This is a genomic window from Collinsella sp. CLA-JM-H32 (assembly GCF_040098165.1).
Taxonomy (GTDB): domain Bacteria; phylum Actinomycetota; class Coriobacteriia; order Coriobacteriales; family Coriobacteriaceae; genus Collinsella.
In genome coordinates this window covers 1-17,227 of record NZ_JBBNMZ010000014.1, presented here as the reverse complement: position 1 = coordinate 17,227, position 17,227 = coordinate 1, and the positions used below count along the sequence as shown (strand labels likewise).

The following is a 17,227-nucleotide window of genomic DNA, read 5'->3' as shown; positions in this document are numbered from 1 at the left end:
AGTCACCTCGCCCGCTCAGCCCGCTCTTTTGACCGACGGGAAACCCGCCTGAAATCTTTTCAAAAAAGATTTCCCCGCACACACTTCGCTGTGCTATAGTGCAGCGCAACAGCAACTAGGTGCGACCGCGCCACGGCATCACGAAAGGAGCCACCAACATGAAGAACACGATGAAGTCTCTCAACAACTGGTGGTGGCGTGATGCGAATACGATCGGTCGACAGTGAGTCCCTCACGCCTGTTTTTGCGCTCTAGGTGATTGGAAGGCCTCCGGTTTCGACCGGGGGCCTTTTTCTATCTCGAGCCCGATCGCATTCGCATCACGCGCCTCCGCTTTTCTCTTGCACTCCCATTCCGAAAGGATTTTCACCATGTCTCAGAACACCACCGCCGCCCAGCCCCGCACCGTCCAGACCGCCGACCGCGGCAAACTCGATGTCCGCGCCCTCGTCCTGCTCGCCATCCTGCTCGCCGCCGGCTTCATCCTCAACTTCACCGTCGGCAAGGCCATCTCGGGCATCTCGGGCGGCATGATCAGCCCCGAGTTCATCATCTCGGCCTTCTGCCTCACCATCCTGGTCGTTCGTCCCAACATCGGCCAGGCGCTCGTCATTGGCCTCATCTCGGCTGCCGTGATCCAGATCACCACCACTTCGCCGTTCGTCGATTTTGCCGCCGAGGGCATCGCCGCCATGCTCATGGCCGGCATCGTCAACGCCGCCGGCAAGAACGGTCAGGTCAAGCCCGCCATCGCTATTGTCGCAACCTTCCTGACCACCTTTGTCTCCGGCGTCATCTTCATGGTCATCAAGATGGCCATGCTCGGCGTGGTAGGCGAGCTCGCCGTCGCCATGCTGCCCGTCGTCGCCATGACCGCCGTCTTTAACGCCATTCTGGTCGGCGCCCTCTACCTGCCCATCCAAAAGGCCCTTAGGCTCAACTAACCCGCTCGGCTTTACGAGCCACCCCATCTTGGCGTTCATTCGTCGCTCGCGTACCCAAGTACGCTTCGCTCCTCTTTCGCGCCAACCTGGGGCCCCTCGTAAAGCCGTCTCCGTGCTTCACCACCAAAGACTGTCCCAAACGACTAGCTTTTGGGGACGTTCTTAAACGACTGGTCATTTAAGAACGTCCCCAATGACTACGAAAGGTATCCATGGAAACGATCATCAACGTCGACGATGTCTCGTTCTCCTATGGCACGCAGACCGAGCAGGCGCTCAGCCACATCTCGCTCAGCGTGAACAAGGGAGATTTCATCGGCATCATCGGGCCCTCGGGCGCCGGCAAGTCCACGCTTGCCGCCTGCCTGTCGGGCGCCGTGCCCCACCACTACACCGGCACGTTCTTTGGGTCCGTCATGGTCGACGGCCACGACACCTGCGAGGTCTCGCTCACCGACGTGTCGCAAATCGTCGGCAGTGTGCTGCAGGATATCGACACGCAGATGGTCGCCTCGGTCGTCGAGGACGAGATGCTCTTTGGCCTCGAGAACTTTGGCGTTCCCCACGACCAGATCGAGCAGCGCGTGAGCGAAACGCTCGAGACCGTCGGCATCAGCGACCTGCGCGACCGCGAGATCGCCACCCTCTCGGGCGGACAGAAGCAAAAGGTGGCCATCGCCGCCATCCTCGCCATGCGTCCGCGCGTCTTAGTTCTCGACGAGCCCACCGCGGCACTCGACCCCGCCAGCTCCACGCTGGTCTTCGAGACGCTGCGTGAGGCAAACCGCGCACTTGGAATCACCATCGTCGTCGTTGAGCAAAAGGTCGCCCTGCTCTCGGAGTACTGCAACCGCGTGTTCGTGCTCAACCATGGCGAAATCGCGCTGCAGGGCGAGCCACACGAGGTCTTCGCGCATACCGACGAGCTCCGTGCCATCGGCGTCGACTGCCCTCGCGTCACGCGTATCTTCAATAGCCTCGAAACCGATGGCCTGGTAAGCGGTACCCCCTGCTTGGATGTCGATGAGGCCGAGCGCCTGATTTCAGGCATCGTCGACCCCGCACACGCGGCTATCGAAGCCCAGGCGCCCGCCGGTTCCCCGCATGCACCGTCGTTGCGTCCTCATGCCAAGGACGCCGAACCCGTACTCACCTTCGACCATGTTGAGTTTGCCTATCCCAATGGCGGAGCCGCCGTACACGACCTTAGCCTGACGCTCTATCCTGGCGAGCTCGTGGGCATCGTCGGCCAGAACGGTGCCGGCAAGACCACACTCACCAAGCTGCTCACGGGCCTGCTCAAGCCCGCCTCGGGCAGCGTGCGCGTCACGGGACTGGATACTGCAACCGTCCCCACGAGCCGCATTGCCCGCGAGGTCGCAACGCTCTTCCAAAACCCCGACCGTCAGATCTGCAAGGACACCGTGCTCGACGAGGTCGCCTTTGGCCTGGAGCTTGGCGGCATGGACCGTGCCGAGGCGCTGCGTCGCGCCCAGCTCGTCATCGACCGCTTTGGCTTGCCGGCCGACGAGGCGCCCTTCTCGCTCTCGCGCGGCCAGCGACAAATGGTGGCGCTTGCCTCCGTCGTAGTGGTTGAGCCCAAGATCGTCGTGCTCGACGAGCCCACGAGCGGCCTTGACTACCGCGAGTGCATGACCGTCATGGAAACGGTTCGCACCATGGCCGAGCGCGGTTGCGCCGTTATCATGGTCTGCCACGATATGGAAGTCGTCTCGGATTTTGCCGAGCGCATTGTGGTAATGGCCGACGGTCGCATCCTCGACCGCGGCCGCACGCACGAGCTATTCTCGAACATCGATCTCATGCGGCGTGCCTACGTGGAGCCTCCCCAGGTTATCGAGCTCTCGCGCCGTCTGGCATCTTCCGTCTCGCCCGCTTTTGCGCAGGTGAGCGAGGTCACCGATGTCGTTCGAATTACCAAGGAGATGGTCCACCGTGGTTAACGTCATCGACTACATGCCGGGCGATACGCTGCTGCATCGCCTGAATCCCGTCGTCAAACTGGGCCTCGCCGCCGCCATCATCGTCGGCATCTTCTTGTCCGACACCTACGTGGCGCTGCTGGGCTTTTTGGCACTCACACTTGCGCTGGGTGCCTATGCCGGCGTCGTCGACCGTCTGTTTTCGCTGCTCAAGTTGCTGATTCCGCTCGCGCTTATCATGCTGGTGCTCCAGCTGGCCTTTATGCGCGATGGCAACGTGGTGTGGGGTTTTATCACCGACACGGGCCTCATCACAGGATCGAAGGCCTGCCTGCGCCTGCTGGGTGTGGCGTTACCGCTCATCCTCATGCTCATGGTGACCAAACTCAACGACCTTGCCAACGCCTGCGTCGAGGTGCTGCACGTGCCGTATCGCTATGCCTTCACCTTTACCACGGCGCTGCGCTTTGTGCCGGTGTTTGGTCAGGAGATGAACGCCATCATGGAGGCGCAGACCGCACGCGGCGTCGAGTACGACACCAAGAACCCCATCAAGAAGCTTAAGCTCATGCTGCCACTGTGCGTGCCACTGCTCATCTCGAGCGTGGGCAAGACCGATGCCACAGCCTTGGCGGCAGAACAGCGCGGCTTCTATCTGCGTACGCGCGCCAGCTCGTACAAGCGCTACCCCATCAAGGGCCTGGACATCGCCGTGCTCATCGTCAGCATCGCCCTCATCGCCATCGGCTTCCTGTTCTAGTTCACCACCGACAGCAACCGCCCAACGCAAAAGACCTCGGCTCGCACCAAACGAGCCGGGGCCTTTACTGTTTCACCAGATAAAACCTACCAAAATAAACCTGCCCCTTTTTGGCGGGTCGGAAGCTAGAGGCGGTAGGGAGCGCCGCTACGGATGATGGATTCACGCACCAGGACGTCCATGGCGTCGAGGGTGATCTCGGGCATCTCTCGGTACTTCTGCAGCACCGATAGCTCGGTGCAGGCCAGAATGACGCGGTCGCAGCCGCTACGGGCGAACTCCCACATCACGCGGTCGAACTTATCCATATCGGGCTCACGTCCGGCCTTCACATCATCGTAGATAAGCGACATCACATCGTTCTGACGTTTCTCGCTGGGATAGACGACCTCAACACCCGCAGCCTTACATTCGCGGCCGTAGACGCCCGCGCCCACGGTGCCATCGGTGCCCATGATGCCGATCTTGCGCACCGGCTCGGCCGGCATACTCAGGTTGGGGTCGAACTCGCACTCCCCCATCACCGCGCCGGCCAGAGCATAGCGCACCGACTCACGCGGCATGTGGATAATCGGCACCTTCGTAAACGACTGGATCTGGTCATAGAAGTAGTGTGACGTGTTGCAAGGAATGGCAATGTGTGCACAGCCCAGCGACTCGAGTGCCCGGGCACACTCTTTCATGGTCGCCAGCAGCTTGGCATGCTCGCCGGTCTTAATGGCCAGCGTGCGGTCGGGCATGGTCGACTTGGAGAGCACCACCATGTCGATATGTTCCTGATCGCAGGCAGCAGCCGTATGACGCACCACTTGGTCGTAGTAATACGACGTGGCCTCGGCGCCCATGCCGCCGATAACTCCCAGCTTTTCCATCGCCGCCTCCTTGGTGACGCTTGCGCAATTGCGCGTATCATACCCGCGCCCGCCCGATGCAAACCGGACGGGCGCCGCACTCATCTACTTGTAATACGTCTTGAACAGCTTAAAGTGGCGCAGCTTGGTGTGCCACATGCGCAGCCAGCGGTTAAAGACAAAGTCGCCCTTCATAAACGAAGGGTCGGCGCCCTTACCTTCCTTGTCCAGGCGATGCACCTTAGCGCGCAGCTCGGGATCCTTGACGTACTTGTCGACGACGCCCATGGGGACGACCATCCACAGGGCCTCGTCCTGCGCCGTCACAAACTCCGGCTCAAACGGGCGGTTGAACACATACTCGTCCACCACATACTTGGCAACGTTAAAGCCGCTGTTGGTAACGTAGTAGTTGCTGCGACCCTGGCGCGTGTTGAAATCGAAGAACTTAAACGAGCCGTCGCGCTCGTCGTACTTAACGTCAAAGTTGGAATAGCCCACAAAGTGAAGGTCCTCGAGCAGCTTGCGCACGCCGCCCATGAGTTCGTCGTTAGGCTCGGTAATGATACAGGCATGGTTGCCGACACCGTGGGGCTGATGCTCCTCGAGCAGCACATGGCCCAGGCACATCATGCGCACCTTGCCGTTGCGGTCGGAATAGCTAGTGAGCACGCGCATGTACTCGTCGTTGCCGGGCACGCGATCCTGCAAGATCAGGTCGTCGGTGTAGCCGCTGGCATACGAATCGCGAATGACCTGTTCCAGCTCGGCGCGGTCGGCAATCTCATAGGCCTTCTTCTGGCCCTCGAACTCGTGCTGCCACCACATGATGCCGTCAGAAGGCTTCAGAATCATCGGGTAAGGAAAATCGATCTGGTCGAGCACTTCGGCAGGCGCCTCACCCTGGGCATTGAGCATCGCCTTGGTAAAGGTAAACGTGTGCGGATAGGGCACGCCATGCTTCTCGCACAGCTCGTAGAAGATCTCCTTCTTCTGGCACTGCTCGAGCATGCTGTAGGGCGCGTAGGGAGCGACGATGTTATCCGCCAGCTCATGAGCATCCTTGGCTTGAGCCACGAGAGCGACATAGTTGTCGCCACAGCCCACAAGGACAATCGTCTTGTCGGCATGCGCTTGGGCAATGCCGTTGACGGTTTTGAGCATCACGGGCATGGTGTCGATATCCACGTTGGGCGTGTAGTCGATAATCTGGCTGCGGTACGCGGGACCCGTCTGATACTTGCCAAAGACCAGACTCTTGACCTGGTACTCCTCGTAGAAGGCACGCGCCACCGAATAGGCGTTGATGTCGCCACCGAGCAGCACGGGAATGAACTCGCGCTCTGTAAATTGCAATGCCATGGAAACTTCCTATCATGAACTGCCCACACAATGGGCGGTCTTTGCGCAACTGAATTATTCTAGCGTGCCAAGCCGCCGGCGCCCAAAGCTCCACCGTATCTATGGCAATCGACGTAATCGTCCAGCACGAAGGCCAGCACGAAGACGGCGCTCACCGTTGTATGACAATGGGCAATGAACCTACCATTGTTGTAGGATTCAACATGTAGCCCGCCCCGTCGAAAGGTGCACCGTGCCCCAGGCTCATCCGATCAACAACCCCATCATTGACGCCGCCAAGCGCGAACTTGCAGATCGTGCCCAGACGGCAGCTCCCCTACGCACCGCAAACGATGCTTACAACGGGCCTGCCCGTATCGTCTCAATCAACACGTCGGAGCACAAAGGCACGCGTAAGTCACCCGTCGCCGACGGGCACGACACCGTCATCGAGCAGTTTGGCCTCGCCTCCGATGCGCACGCCGGGCATTGGCACCGCCAGGTTTCCTTTTTAGCTGCAGAGTCTATCCAGACGGCGCAGGCGCGCGGGCTCGATGTGCACGAGGGCGACTTTGGCGAGAACTTCACAACCCAGGGCATCAACCTGCTCTCGCTCCCCCTGGGAACGCAGCTCAAGATTGGCAACGATGTCCTGGTCGAAATCAGTCAGATCGGCAAGGTCTGCCACACCCGCTGTGCCATCTACTATCTCGCCGGCGACTGCATCTTTCCCCACGAGGGCGTTTTTGGCGTGGTACTAAAGGGCGGAGAGGTCCATACCGGCGACGATATCCGGGTAGTCAAACTCGGCGACGGCACCTGTTCGTTCACCCCCGCCGAAGCCCTCGAAGAGATTGAGCAGGCTCGCCAGAAGGGCACGCTGTAGTTATAAAACCCCACGTTGAGATAGCTTTTACAGCCCAAAACTCCTCTCAAACAGGGCTCTGTAACGTTAAAGTTGAACTCTATGGTTTCTCAACAATTCATCATAACTGCAGGTCAAAGCCAAAGCCTCAAGTTCAACTTGACCCTTTGGGACCTTTAAGGTTCAAGTTGAGGTCGAAAGCAGTAGTAGAATACCGTTCGAACCATAACCTACGATTGATTGCAGAGGGACTGGATGCAGCATTCGAATCATCGCACCGCAGCGCTCATTGCGTCGACGCCGGCTCGTATCATCACGAGCGCCGCGCTCGCCGTTGCGCTGACGGCCACGCCGATGCTCTCCCCCGTTGCGGCGTATGCCGCCTCGCAGGCAACGCAGGACCAGCTTTCCGCAGCCCAGCAGAAGATCGAAGCCGCCACGAGCGCCTACAACGACGCCCGCACCAAGCTCGATGACCTGCAAAAGCAGATTGACTCCAATGAGGCAAGCATCGAGGAAATCGAGGCTAAGCTTCCCGAGCAGCAGGCCAAGGCAAGCTCCGCCATGCGCGATCTGTACAAGTATCAGAAGGGCACCAATCCCATCGTGAGCTTTCTGGTCAACGCGCAGAGCCTGGGTGAGTTCATCACGACCTGCAAATACACCAACCAGATCACGAGCTCGAGCGTCGACGAGATCGAACAGCTCAATAACATGCAAACCGAACTCGAGCAGAACAAGGCCGAGCTCCAGCAGGCCAAGTCTCAGCTTGAGGCAGAGCAGGAAAACGCCGAGGACGCGCTGGCGCAGGCCCAGCAGCTCCGCAGCGAGGCGCAGGCAAAAGCCGAGCAGGAAAATGCCGCCGAGCTTGCCAAGCTTGAGGCCGATAAGGCCGCTGCCGCCGAGAAGCTCTCGGGCGAGGGCGTAAGCGGCAGCAATTCCAGCAGCCAGGCCAACAACGCCAACACCACCATCGACACCACGGTGAACAGCTCCAATACTGGTAACTCCGATTACGATTCGTTCATTAATGAGTGGACAGGCCGCATCGACAATTATCTCGCCGGCTCCCCCATGGCAGGCCAGGGCTATAACTTTGCCGTCGCCGCTTGGAATACCGGTGTCGACCCCCGTTGGTCCCCCGCCATCGCCTGCATCGAGAGCACCAAGGGTGCTTATTGCGCCAATTCTTACAACGCCTGGGGCTGGAGTGCACGTGGCGGCGGTTGGCGCAGCTTTGGCAGCTGGAGCGAGGGCATCTCCGCTCACGTTGCCTATCTGGGCGCCAACTACGGCTCCACCCTTACCCCGGCAGCGGCCAAAAAGTACTGCCCGCCCACGTGGCAGGACTGGTACAACAAAGTCGCCGCTCAGATGAACCGCATCTAAGTGCAACTGCAAAGGGCCCCAATGGGGCCCTTTTCTTTTAGGTAGCGGAGGTATCGACGACGCCGGTCGCATTGGCAACCGCGACTATGACGATCATGCATAGGAGCAGCACACCCAATGCCTTGAGCCAGAGTTTCGCGAGCTTCTTGCCGCGATAGCTGTCGAGCAGTGCGAATCGCCGACGAAGACGGCGCTTATCGAGCAGCGCAAAATGCATAAGCACCATAAGGCCATCGACAAAGAAAAAATACTCGATTATGAGAAGCCACGTCGGGTAGCTTTGGTTTGCTCCGGTGGGGTGAAAGACGGCAAAGTGACTTCCGGCAAAGAACACAAGCAGCGAGAAGCAGACGAGCGTATTCCAAATGCGCCCCAGAGACTCCGGAACGCGAGAGAGCAGACCGCATGCAGTGGAGGCGGCAGGCCTAGGAAGCCCTGTGGGGTTCTGGAGCCCTTGGGGCGTCAACACCGTCTCCGAGGCCGGAGTACGGACAAGCACAGGCGCAGGAGGCCGCACGGGGCGACTTAGATCGTATGCCGCGCGCGTCGCCCGTCCCAACGCTTCCGCGCTCGCAAAACGCTTGGCCGGGTCGAGCGCCATCGACATGCAGACGGCATCGGCAAGTGGAGTGGGAATGCCGCATGCCTCACATTGCTCGCGCATGTCGAGCCCTGGTTTAGGGTCGACTCCCGTCAAGCAGAAGAACAACAGAGCGCCAAGTGCGTAGACGTCGCTGCGCACACTCGTCTGCCCAAACCCATACTGCTCGGGCGGCGCATAGGGCCGTGTCCCAAACTTGACGGTGTCGGCATCGGCGCCATCGCGCCATACGCGCGCGATCCCCAGGTCGATAATCACCAGCGATGAAAATGTCAGGCCGTCATCAGGCGTATAGTTGGCACCTGTCACGATGATATTCGACGGCTTGAGGTCGCGATGGATCACCGGCGCCGACGTCTCCCCCACCATTGCAAAACCGGCATGGAGCTCGCCCACGGCATCGCATAGGGCAGGATACAATTCACGCGCATAATCGGGGGTGGCTCCCAGACGGTCCACCAGCGCCCCGAGTGTCTCCCCTTCGATGTATTCCATAACCACGTTGAGCTCGTCGCCCACACGACGACAATCGACGATTCTGGGCAGGTGCTCAAAACGCCTGCCTGCCCGCTGAGCGGCAAACAGACGCTCGTATGCCCCGCCGATTTGAGCCGAAGCATCGATGCGTTTACGAACAAAGGGACCGAGCGAACCACCGCCGGTTCCTTCAAAGTACACGAGCTCGGTTGTTTCAACGGACGAGCGCTTAAGTACACGCTCCATGCGATAGCTGTCGTCGCAATCGAGCGACGCCAGGTGCTCGGCAAGCGCTGCGGTCAGCTCGTCATCGGAATATGTTGGGCTCTGAGTATCCATAGCCTCCATCATAGCGCAGGGCGCAGACACCCCATGGCATCTGCGCCCCGTTCGTTTGCATCGTTGTTCGGCAGCTCCGCCGGCTCAGATATCAGCCGCTAACTCACCGTCTCCTCGCCAAAGCGATACAGCTCCTCGTTGACCTTTTGGAGGCTGCACCCGCGATCGATGCAAAAGATGATAATCGCATCGCGGCGGTCCTTGCAGTTAAGGACGCTTACCCCGGCAGCCGTCAGCGCACGGTTAGTCTCTTTGAGCGTCAGCGCCATCGCAAAGGCAATCTGCAGCACCTTATTGCGGCTCGGATGCCGCGCACCGGTAAAAATCTGATAGCCAAAGGTCTCATTGAGATCGGCCATACGAACCACGCGCGAGCGCTCCAAGCCCTTTTCCTGCAGTAGCTGCTTCAGGTAGTTCGAAAGCGACGGGGCGGCAAAGTCGTGTTCTTTGATATAGCCATCGATGTTTGGCGCGTCGAGAAGCTCATTGAGTAACTCGTCAGTCAGCTTTTTATCGGGCATACGACTTCACCTCCCATACGGCGCAACGGTAGCGACATGCTAGGCCAACACCCAGCTTGCAGTGGCAGACTTATCAAACATGTTGGCAAAATACAGTGCCTTCTTGATATCGCCATCAAAGTAGATATTGCCCGCCACAGAGCCACCAGCGGCAAGGGTACCAGACTGCAGCTCATCGGAGCCCTCGCTGTAGTAACCCTGATTCTGCTGAGCGCCGTTGGCGTCCTCGCCCTTCCAGTCGTAGATGTTGTAATCTGCGCCCTCATCACCATTGTTGACGTACGTGACGTGAATGCCCGTCATGGTCGAACCGTCATAATTTGTGAGGCCGGGCTGGACGGAATCGACAACGACGGAAAGACCGGCAGCCGTGGTCACCGTCGCACCAACCGCCAGGTCAGTCGTAGACTGCTCTTCCTTCTTCGCCTCTTCCCTCTTGTCGCCATCGCCAGCGTCCTCGGTGACGGTCACCTTATCGCTACCACAACCGGTAAGAAGACCGGCAGTCCCCAAGGCGACGGTGGCGAATGCGCCCAGTGCAGCGCGACGGCTCAGCAGCACTTCGTTTTCAAGCTTTTTCATCATGCATCCTTCCTACGATCCGGCTACCGTGCCGGCACACAGCACATCGTAGGAAGGATTAAACTTGAATTCATTAGCTGAGAGCTAAGGCTGCGGTAAACGGCCAATGCAGTTATCCAAACGCCGAGCAAACGCACTTTGCGCAACCGTCTGCTGGCAGTGCATCAACCCACCGTGACGGATTCCCCGGTAAAGGTGCTCACAAGCAACAGAATAAAGAAGGCCAAATAGCTGATGCTCAGCAGGTAGGCGATGACCAAAAAGGCAATCCATCCTACATTGGTCTTACCGTCGGCGCGGCGCTGCTCACGACTGCGATAAAGCCAAATCGTCACGCCGATAGCAGTGATAAACAGTACGAGTGCCGCCGTAGCCAGCCCAGCAAGCACAAACATCACGCCAATGCCCACAGCGATGACCGGAAGCAGCAGCAAACCGCACCCGCATCCACCCGGACTATATACGGCAGACTGTCGGCGTCGCCTCATCGCCGCGCCACCCCCATCATCTTTGAGCACTACAGTGCGATAGCCTGCTGAACAGGAACGATCTTGTCGAGTTCCGGTTCGATCCGCCTTTTCTCGGCCTCAAGGTCAAACGCCACCTGAGCGCGCAGCCAATAACCATCCGTCAGGCCAAAATAACGGCAAAGACGGAGGTCGGTGTCGGCCGTCACGCGACGTTTTCCCAAGACAATCTGCCCGATACGCTGAGCCGGAATCCCAGTCTCTTTCGCAAGGCGATATTGAGAAATGCCCATGGGAACAAGAAACTCCTCTTTGAGAAGCTCACCAGGAGTCACCGGCGACAGCAAATCGGCCGAAGTCTCATCACTTGTGATAATCGACGATTTCGACATTCCAAGCCATCTCCTGTCTCCACTCAAAACAGACCCGATAGCGCTCGTTAACACGGATGCTATATTGACCGGCACGATCGCCCTTCAAAGCTTCCAGGCGGTTGCCCGGTGGAACGCGAAGATCATCAAGCGAAGCACAAACCTGCAGTTGGCGAATCTTCCTCAACGCAACACGCTCAAAGGGCACGAACCTCCTGACCCGCACACCCATGGCAAAGCGTTCGGTATCCTCATCTTTATACGATGCAATCATAGTATCGCCTTACGTTAGTAACGTCAAACGTTTCTATAGACTTACATCTCTATTATATCGTACGTTTGTTCGTGTTTTCTAGAACAAATAGTCCTTTGCGCCTTAGTCAAGCAAAAGCAATCGTTTGTAGACGTCGAGGCCTTTGAGAAGGATTTCCTCGTCGAAGAGCATGCTATCGGTATGCAGAGCGCTTGTGGCATAGGCGGGACAGCCATCCGAATCACTCGGGTTGTCTTGGTCCTCTGGCATACCCGTGCCCAGCAGGAAAAACACGCCCGGCAGATGGCGTTGATAGAACGCGAAATCCTCGGCGATCAGCAGCGGTTCCTCCACAAGCTGCAGCCCGGGCAAGGCAGGCGCGACGCTGGCAAACAACTCGGGGTCGTTATCGACCGGTGGATAGCCCTCGGCGAAGTCGAGATCATACGTGCAGCCCGTTGCGGTGCACGCTTCGTCGAGCACACGGCGCACGCCCTCGCGCGCACGGTCGAACATAGCGTCTGTAAACACGCGCAAGCTACCAGCAACATGGGCCTCCCCCGCCACCGCATTGCAGACGGTGCCTGCCTGCAGCAGGCCGAACTTGCCAATGCAGGGCTCATCGGCACCCAGCTCATCCATCAGCCCGCGCTCGGCAACCAAAAACTTCGCTGCCGCCAGCGCCGCATCGTGCGACTCCTCGACCGGAACGCCATAGGTCTTAGCGATATGGATGCTCGTCCCGTGAATATGAATGTGTGTCTCACTCGAACGCGCCAGCAGCGGACCGGAACAACTCGCCAACGTGCCGGCAGGCAGATCGGGCCACACATGGAAGCCAAAAATGCGATCAGCCCCATAGCGCTCGAACACACCGCTCTCGCATACCGTCTTGGCACCACCGGTCGTTTCCTCGGCCGGCTGGAACACAAAGAGAACGTTGCGCCTAATGGCGCCCGACTGCTCGCGAATCGTACGGTCGACATACGTCGCGGCGGCAAGTGCCATGGCCATGTGTCCATCATGTCCGCAAGCGTGCATCTTGCCGGGATGGGTCGAGGCAAAGGCCGCTCCCGTCGCCTCCGCGATGGGCAGCGCATCCATATCGGCGCGAATCGCCGTGGCATGCGCGGCATCAACGCCGGCGTCGAAGAAAGCACAGACGCAGCTGGGGCACGGATGGGTCACTTCGCAGGTGAGCGGTGCCAGCACGCCCTCGATATAGGCGATAGTCTGCGGAAGATCGAAATCGAGCTCCGGAATGCGATGGAGATCGCGGCGATAGCGACGGAGTTCTTGGAGCTCGGTCATAGAGGATCCCTTCGTGAGGCACATCTGTTGCAATTTATTGTGATACAGGATTGTGGCGCACTTGTTTCCAGCATATCCCTGCATTTTTTAAACGTTATATACGAATACTCTTGTTTGGTAAAGTGCAACGTGGTAGGGTCGTTACCACTTGATAGAGGCGCGGGCACGAAGAACCGCGGGCGAGCCGGCAGGCTTTGACCCCGTGGGGAGGCGAAACCCGCCGAACTGGGCTTTTCGGGCACGAACAACCTGGTGGGCCTGTGGGAAACACCCACAGGACTGTCTGCAGCAATGCGGGAGCGCTATCCGGACATTGGGTCCACGCTATGCGGATTCGATGCGCAGATGGCGCCGTCTGGATAGCGAGGTTTACGGGACATGGCATTGACCCCCAACGAGGCATATGCGGCCAAGCAGCCGTTTGTGGACAAGGAGACACTCGAGCATATCGTCGAGCAGTTCCCCACGCCGTTTCATCTATACGACGAGGCAGGCATCCGCCGCAACATGCAAGAGGTGCGCGACGCCTTTGCATGGAACCCGGGCTTTAAGGAGTACTTTGCCGTCAAGGCCAATCCCAACCCGGCGCTCATCTCCATTCTCAACGAATACGGCTGCGGCTGTGATTGCTCGAGCTATACCGAGCTCATGATTGCCCGCTCGCTGGGCATCACGGGACACGACATCATGTTCTCGTCCAACGACACGCCGGCGGCGGATTTTGAGCTCGCCGACAAGCTGGGTGCCATCGTCAACTTTGACGACATCAGCCACATCGAGTTCTTTGAGCGTGTCGCAGGCCCCATCCCCAAGACGGTCAGTTGCCGTTTTAATCCGGGCGGCCTGTTCCAGCTTTCCAACGGCATCATGGACAACCCGGGCGACTCCAAATACGGCATGACCACCGAACAACTCTTCGAGGCGTTCCGCATGCTCAAGACCAAGGGCGCCGAGGACTTTGGCATCCACGCATTCCTTGCCAGCAACACCGTCACCAACGACTACTACCCCAAGCTTGCGCGCATCCTCTTTGAGCTTGCCGTGCGCTTGGAGCGCGAGACCGGCGCACATGTCGCCTTCATCAATCTGTCCGGCGGTGTGGGTATCCCCTACCTGCCCGAGCAGCAGGCTAACGACATTCACGCCATCGGTGAGGGCGTACACGCAGCCTACGACGAGATTCTGGTCCCCGCCGGCATGGGCGATGTGGCGATCTGCACCGAGATGGGTCGCTTTATGATGGGCCCCTACGGATGCCTGGTCACCAAGGCCATCCACGAGAAGCAGATCTACAAGGACTATATCGGCGTGGACGCAAGCGCCGTCGATCTGATTCGTCCTGCCATGTATGGCGCCTACCACCACATTACGGTGATGGGCCAGCCGGGTGGCGACGACAAGACCACAGCGCCCGTCACGGACACCTACGACATCACGGGCAATCTGTGCGAGAACAACGACAAGTTCGCCATCGACCGCGAGCTTCCGCATATCGACATGGGCGACCTGCTCGTGATTCACGACACCGGCGCGCATGGCCACTCTATGGGCTACAACTACAACGGCCGCCTGCGCTCCGCCGAGGTCCTGTTGCGCCCCGATGGCTCGGCAGACCTCATCCGCCGCGCCGAGCGCCCGGGCGATTATTTTGCCACGCTCGACGTGCTGCCGAGCGGCCGAGAGCTGCTGGCCAAGTCGCGCGCCGAAAGTGCCCGCCGTCGCGCCCAAGACGAGCGCCTGATAGTCGCCGCTCAATGGAACAAACGCATCCAGATCGCGGACGCGAAGGAGAAGAACATGGACATCCGCAATCTCGAGGGCTCAATCGTCGCCCTTGTTACGCCGTTTAAAAAGGACGGCAGCGTCGACTTTGACGCACTCGAGCGCCTTATCGATTTCCACCTGCAAAACGGCACCGACGCCATCCTCACCCTGGGCACCACCGGCGAGAGCGCCACGATGACCGACGACGAGGACAACTCCGTTGTCGCCGCAGTGGTCAAGCAAGTTGCAGGACGCATCCCCGTCATCGCCGGCTCGGGCTCCAACTCCACGCAGACCATGCTCACCAAGTCGCTCACCTACCAGGGCCTGGGCGCCGACGGCCTGCTGCTCATTACACCCTACTACAACAAGTCCAACGAAGAGGGCATCTACCAGCACTTTAAGACCGTCGCCGATGCCGTGGACATCCCCTGCATCCTGTACAACATCCCCGGCCGTTGCGGCTGCGGCATCAGCGAGCGCAACGTAGAGCGCCTGGCCGCACATCCCAACATCATGGGTATTAAGGAAGCCTCGGGCAACGTCGCCTACGCGGCCAAGATCGCCCACCTGCTGTCCGACGACTTCCGCATGTACTCGGGCGAGGACGCCCTCACCGTGCCGCTCATGAGCCTGGGCGCTTCGGGCACCATCAGCGTGTGGGCCGACGTTCAGCCGCAGCTCGTGCACGACATGTGCCGCGCCTATCTGGACGGCGACGTGGAGCGCGCCCGCGATATCCAGATTGCCGGCCAGCCGCTCATCAATGCCCTCTTTAGCGAGGTCAACCCCATCCCCGTCAAGGAAGCACTCGCCCAGATGGGTATGATCGAGGCAAACTACCGCATGCCGCTGTGCCCCATGGCAGACGACACGCGCTCCGCACTTACCGATGCTCTGAAAGGAGCTGGTCTGCTTGATTAAGACCGTCATTATGGGAACGGGCCGCATGGGCTCGCTCATCCGCACCACCGCCGAGGGCATTGTCAACACCGCTGGAGAGCCCGTTTTTGACATCGTCGCCCAGATCGGCTTCGACTTGTCCGAGCTCGAGAGCGCACCGGCCGCCGATGTAATCATCGACTTCTCGAACGTCGTGGCCTTCGATGCCGTTGTCGCCTATGTCGAGCGCACGGGTGCCGCACTCGTTTCCGGCACCACGGGCTATACGCCCGAGCAGGTGGATCGCCTGCGCGAGCTGGGTCAGAACGCCCGTGTTATGCACTCGGGCAACTACTCTATCGGTATCGCCGCCCTGCGCCATCTGGTTGCCCAGGCCACGCGCGAGCTGCCCGGCTTTGACTGCGAAATCGTCGAGACGCACCATAATCAAAAGGTCGACGCCCCCAGCGGCACTGCCAAGTTGTTGCTCGACGCCGTCGTCGAAGCCGAGCCCGAGGCAGGCTACCACCCCGTCTATGGCCGCGAGGGCATGTGCGGCGCGCGCGACCCCAAGGAGATCGGCATGCACTCGCTGCGCGGCGGCACCGTCGCCGGCGTGCACGAGGTAAGCTTTTTCGGCCAGGACGAGGAGGTCACGCTCGCGCACCGCGCCACGAGCCGTCAGATCTTCGTCAACGGCGCCCTGGCAGCCGCGCAGAAGCTCGTCACCCGCGAGCCTGGCTTCTATACGTTCGACCAGGTCATGTTTGCCTAACCAGGTATCAACCGGATCCACTCAAAGGAGAGACAGCAAATGAGTAATGCAGCCGAGATGGATGCACAGGAGATTATCAACTACATCGCAACCGCGCCCAAGAAAACGCCCGTCAAACTGTACGTGCGCGAAAAGCCGGGCATGAAGGTCCAGTGGGGCAATGCGCACGTCTACGGCGGTCGTCGTGGCAAGACCGTCTTTGGTGACTGGGATGAGCTCAAGGCAATCCTCGACGCCAACGCCGACTCCATCGACTACTACGACGTAGAGAACGACTGTCGCAACTCCGCCGTGCCCATGCTCGACCTCAAGGGTATCAACGCCCGCATCGAGCCGGGCGCGATCATCCGCGACCGTGTCGAGATTGGCGATCGCGCCGTCATCATGATGGGCGCCATCATCAACATCGGCTCCGTCATTGGCGAAGGCTCCATGATCGACATGGGCGCTGTGCTGGGCGGCCGCGCCACCGTGGGCAAGAACTGCCACATCGGCGCTGGAACCGTGTTGGCAGGCGTCGTTGAGCCCGCAAGCGCCACGCCCGTCATCATCGAAGACGACGTCATGATCGGCGCCAACGCCGTGGTCCTGGAGGGCGTACGCGTGGGCAAGGGCGCTGTTGTTGCCGCCGGCGCCGTATGCGTCGACGACGTCCCCGCCGGCGCCGTCGTGGCCGGTGTCCCCGCCCGCGTCATCAAGATGCGCGACGAGAAGACCGACAGCAAGACCGGCCTGGAAGAGGGCTTACGTCAACTCTAGGGCTGCGCAGTTTTACCAAACCGCGCAACTAG

Annotated in this window: 17 protein-coding genes and 1 riboswitch; of the genes, 8 read left to right on the top strand and 9 right to left on the bottom strand. The window is 59.7% G+C overall.

Going from position 1 to position 17,227, the window contains the following annotated elements:
• Positions 1–371 precede the first annotated feature (371 nt).
• From AAA021_RS08590 to AAA021_RS08580, 3 genes are all read left to right on the top strand, one after another.
• Complete coding sequence (locus AAA021_RS08590; RefSeq protein ID WP_349088891.1) at positions 372–944, top strand: hypothetical protein; 573 nt, start codon at positions 372–374, stop codon at positions 942–944.
• Positions 945–1,156: 212 nt separating this feature from the next.
• Positions 1,157–2,908: an energy-coupling factor transporter ATPase gene (locus AAA021_RS08585; protein ID WP_349088890.1), complete on the top strand. Its 1,752-nt coding sequence runs from the start codon at positions 1,157–1,159 to the stop codon at positions 2,906–2,908.
• Positions 2,901–3,647 (top strand): energy-coupling factor transporter transmembrane component T, encoded by a 747-nt coding sequence (locus AAA021_RS08580; protein WP_022094111.1) that lies wholly within the window; start codon positions 2,901–2,903, stop codon positions 3,645–3,647. The genes AAA021_RS08585 and AAA021_RS08580 overlap by 8 nt, the downstream gene beginning before the upstream one ends.
• 125 nt (positions 3,648–3,772) lie before the next feature.
• Here AAA021_RS08580 and AAA021_RS08575 read toward each other — a convergent pair whose 3' ends face one another.
• Entirely contained in the window at positions 3,773–4,519 is a 747-nt protein-coding gene (locus AAA021_RS08575; protein WP_349088889.1) for an aspartate/glutamate racemase family protein, read from the bottom strand.
• Between the two features lie 84 nt (positions 4,520–4,603).
• Positions 4,604–5,860 carry an ATP-grasp enzyme gene (locus AAA021_RS08570; protein WP_035137907.1) on the bottom strand — a complete coding sequence of 419 codons (1,257 nt, stop codon included), beginning with the start codon at positions 5,858–5,860 and terminating at the stop codon, positions 4,604–4,606.
• 232 nt (positions 5,861–6,092) lie between these two features.
• On the opposite strand from AAA021_RS08570, the gene AAA021_RS08565 reads away from it, so the two are divergent.
• Entirely contained in the window at positions 6,093–6,725 is a 633-nt protein-coding gene (locus tag AAA021_RS08565) for an MOSC domain-containing protein (protein WP_349088888.1), read from the top strand.
• Positions 6,726–6,959: 234 nt separating this feature from the next.
• A complete protein-coding gene (locus AAA021_RS08560) occupies positions 6,960–8,093 on the top strand; it encodes a hypothetical protein (RefSeq protein ID WP_349088887.1) in 1,134 nt (377 codons plus the stop codon).
• 37 nt (positions 8,094–8,130) lie between these two features.
• Here AAA021_RS08560 and AAA021_RS08555 read toward each other — a convergent pair whose 3' ends face one another.
• The 7 genes from AAA021_RS08555 to AAA021_RS08525 form a co-directional block, all read right to left on the bottom strand.
• On the bottom strand, positions 8,131–9,510 hold the full coding sequence (locus AAA021_RS08555; RefSeq protein WP_349088886.1) for a protein kinase: 1,380 nt from the start codon (positions 9,508–9,510) through the stop codon (positions 8,131–8,133).
• Positions 9,511–9,608: 98 nt separating this feature from the next.
• Positions 9,609–10,031, bottom strand: a complete 423-nt coding sequence (locus AAA021_RS08550; RefSeq protein ID WP_022094127.1) for a hypothetical protein — start codon at positions 10,029–10,031, stop codon at positions 9,609–9,611.
• 39 nt (positions 10,032–10,070) lie between these two features.
• Entirely contained in the window at positions 10,071–10,613 is a 543-nt protein-coding gene (locus AAA021_RS08545) for a DUF4352 domain-containing protein (protein ID WP_349088884.1), read from the bottom strand.
• A 164-nt stretch (positions 10,614–10,777) separates the two neighbouring features.
• A complete protein-coding gene (locus AAA021_RS08540) occupies positions 10,778–11,047 on the bottom strand; it encodes a hypothetical protein (RefSeq protein ID WP_035137902.1) in 270 nt (89 codons plus the stop codon).
• An 83-nt stretch (positions 11,048–11,130) separates the two neighbouring features.
• On the bottom strand, positions 11,131–11,472 hold the full coding sequence (locus tag AAA021_RS08535; protein WP_050766086.1) for a HigA family addiction module antitoxin: 342 nt from the start codon (positions 11,470–11,472) through the stop codon (positions 11,131–11,133).
• Positions 11,444–11,725 (bottom strand): type II toxin-antitoxin system RelE/ParE family toxin, encoded by a 282-nt coding sequence (locus tag AAA021_RS08530; RefSeq protein WP_006234335.1) that lies wholly within the window; start codon positions 11,723–11,725, stop codon positions 11,444–11,446. Before AAA021_RS08530 ends, AAA021_RS08535 begins: the two co-directional genes overlap by 29 nt.
• A gap of 102 nt (positions 11,726–11,827) precedes the next feature.
• Positions 11,828–13,015, bottom strand: coding sequence for an N-acetyldiaminopimelate deacetylase (locus AAA021_RS08525; protein WP_349088883.1), 1,188 nt, complete (start codon positions 13,013–13,015; stop codon positions 11,828–11,830).
• Positions 13,016–13,159: 144 nt separating this feature from the next.
• Positions 13,160–13,328: riboswitch (Lysine riboswitch) on the top strand.
• A gap of 65 nt (positions 13,329–13,393) precedes the next feature.
• On the opposite strand from AAA021_RS08525, the gene dapA reads away from it, so the two are divergent.
• From dapA to dapD, 3 genes are read left to right on the top strand one after another with little or no spacing between them, the layout of a single operon-like run.
• Complete coding sequence (dapA, locus tag AAA021_RS08520) at positions 13,394–15,703, top strand: 4-hydroxy-tetrahydrodipicolinate synthase (protein ID WP_349088881.1); 2,310 nt, start codon at positions 13,394–13,396, stop codon at positions 15,701–15,703.
• Positions 15,696–16,436 carry a 4-hydroxy-tetrahydrodipicolinate reductase gene (gene dapB / locus AAA021_RS08515; protein WP_349088880.1) on the top strand — a complete coding sequence of 247 codons (741 nt, stop codon included), beginning with the start codon at positions 15,696–15,698 and terminating at the stop codon, positions 16,434–16,436. Before dapA ends, dapB begins: the two co-directional genes overlap by 8 nt.
• A gap of 39 nt (positions 16,437–16,475) precedes the next feature.
• Entirely contained in the window at positions 16,476–17,195 is a 720-nt protein-coding gene (gene dapD, locus AAA021_RS08510) for a 2,3,4,5-tetrahydropyridine-2,6-dicarboxylate N-acetyltransferase (RefSeq protein ID WP_349088879.1), read from the top strand.
• Positions 17,196–17,227: the final 32 nt, after the last annotated feature.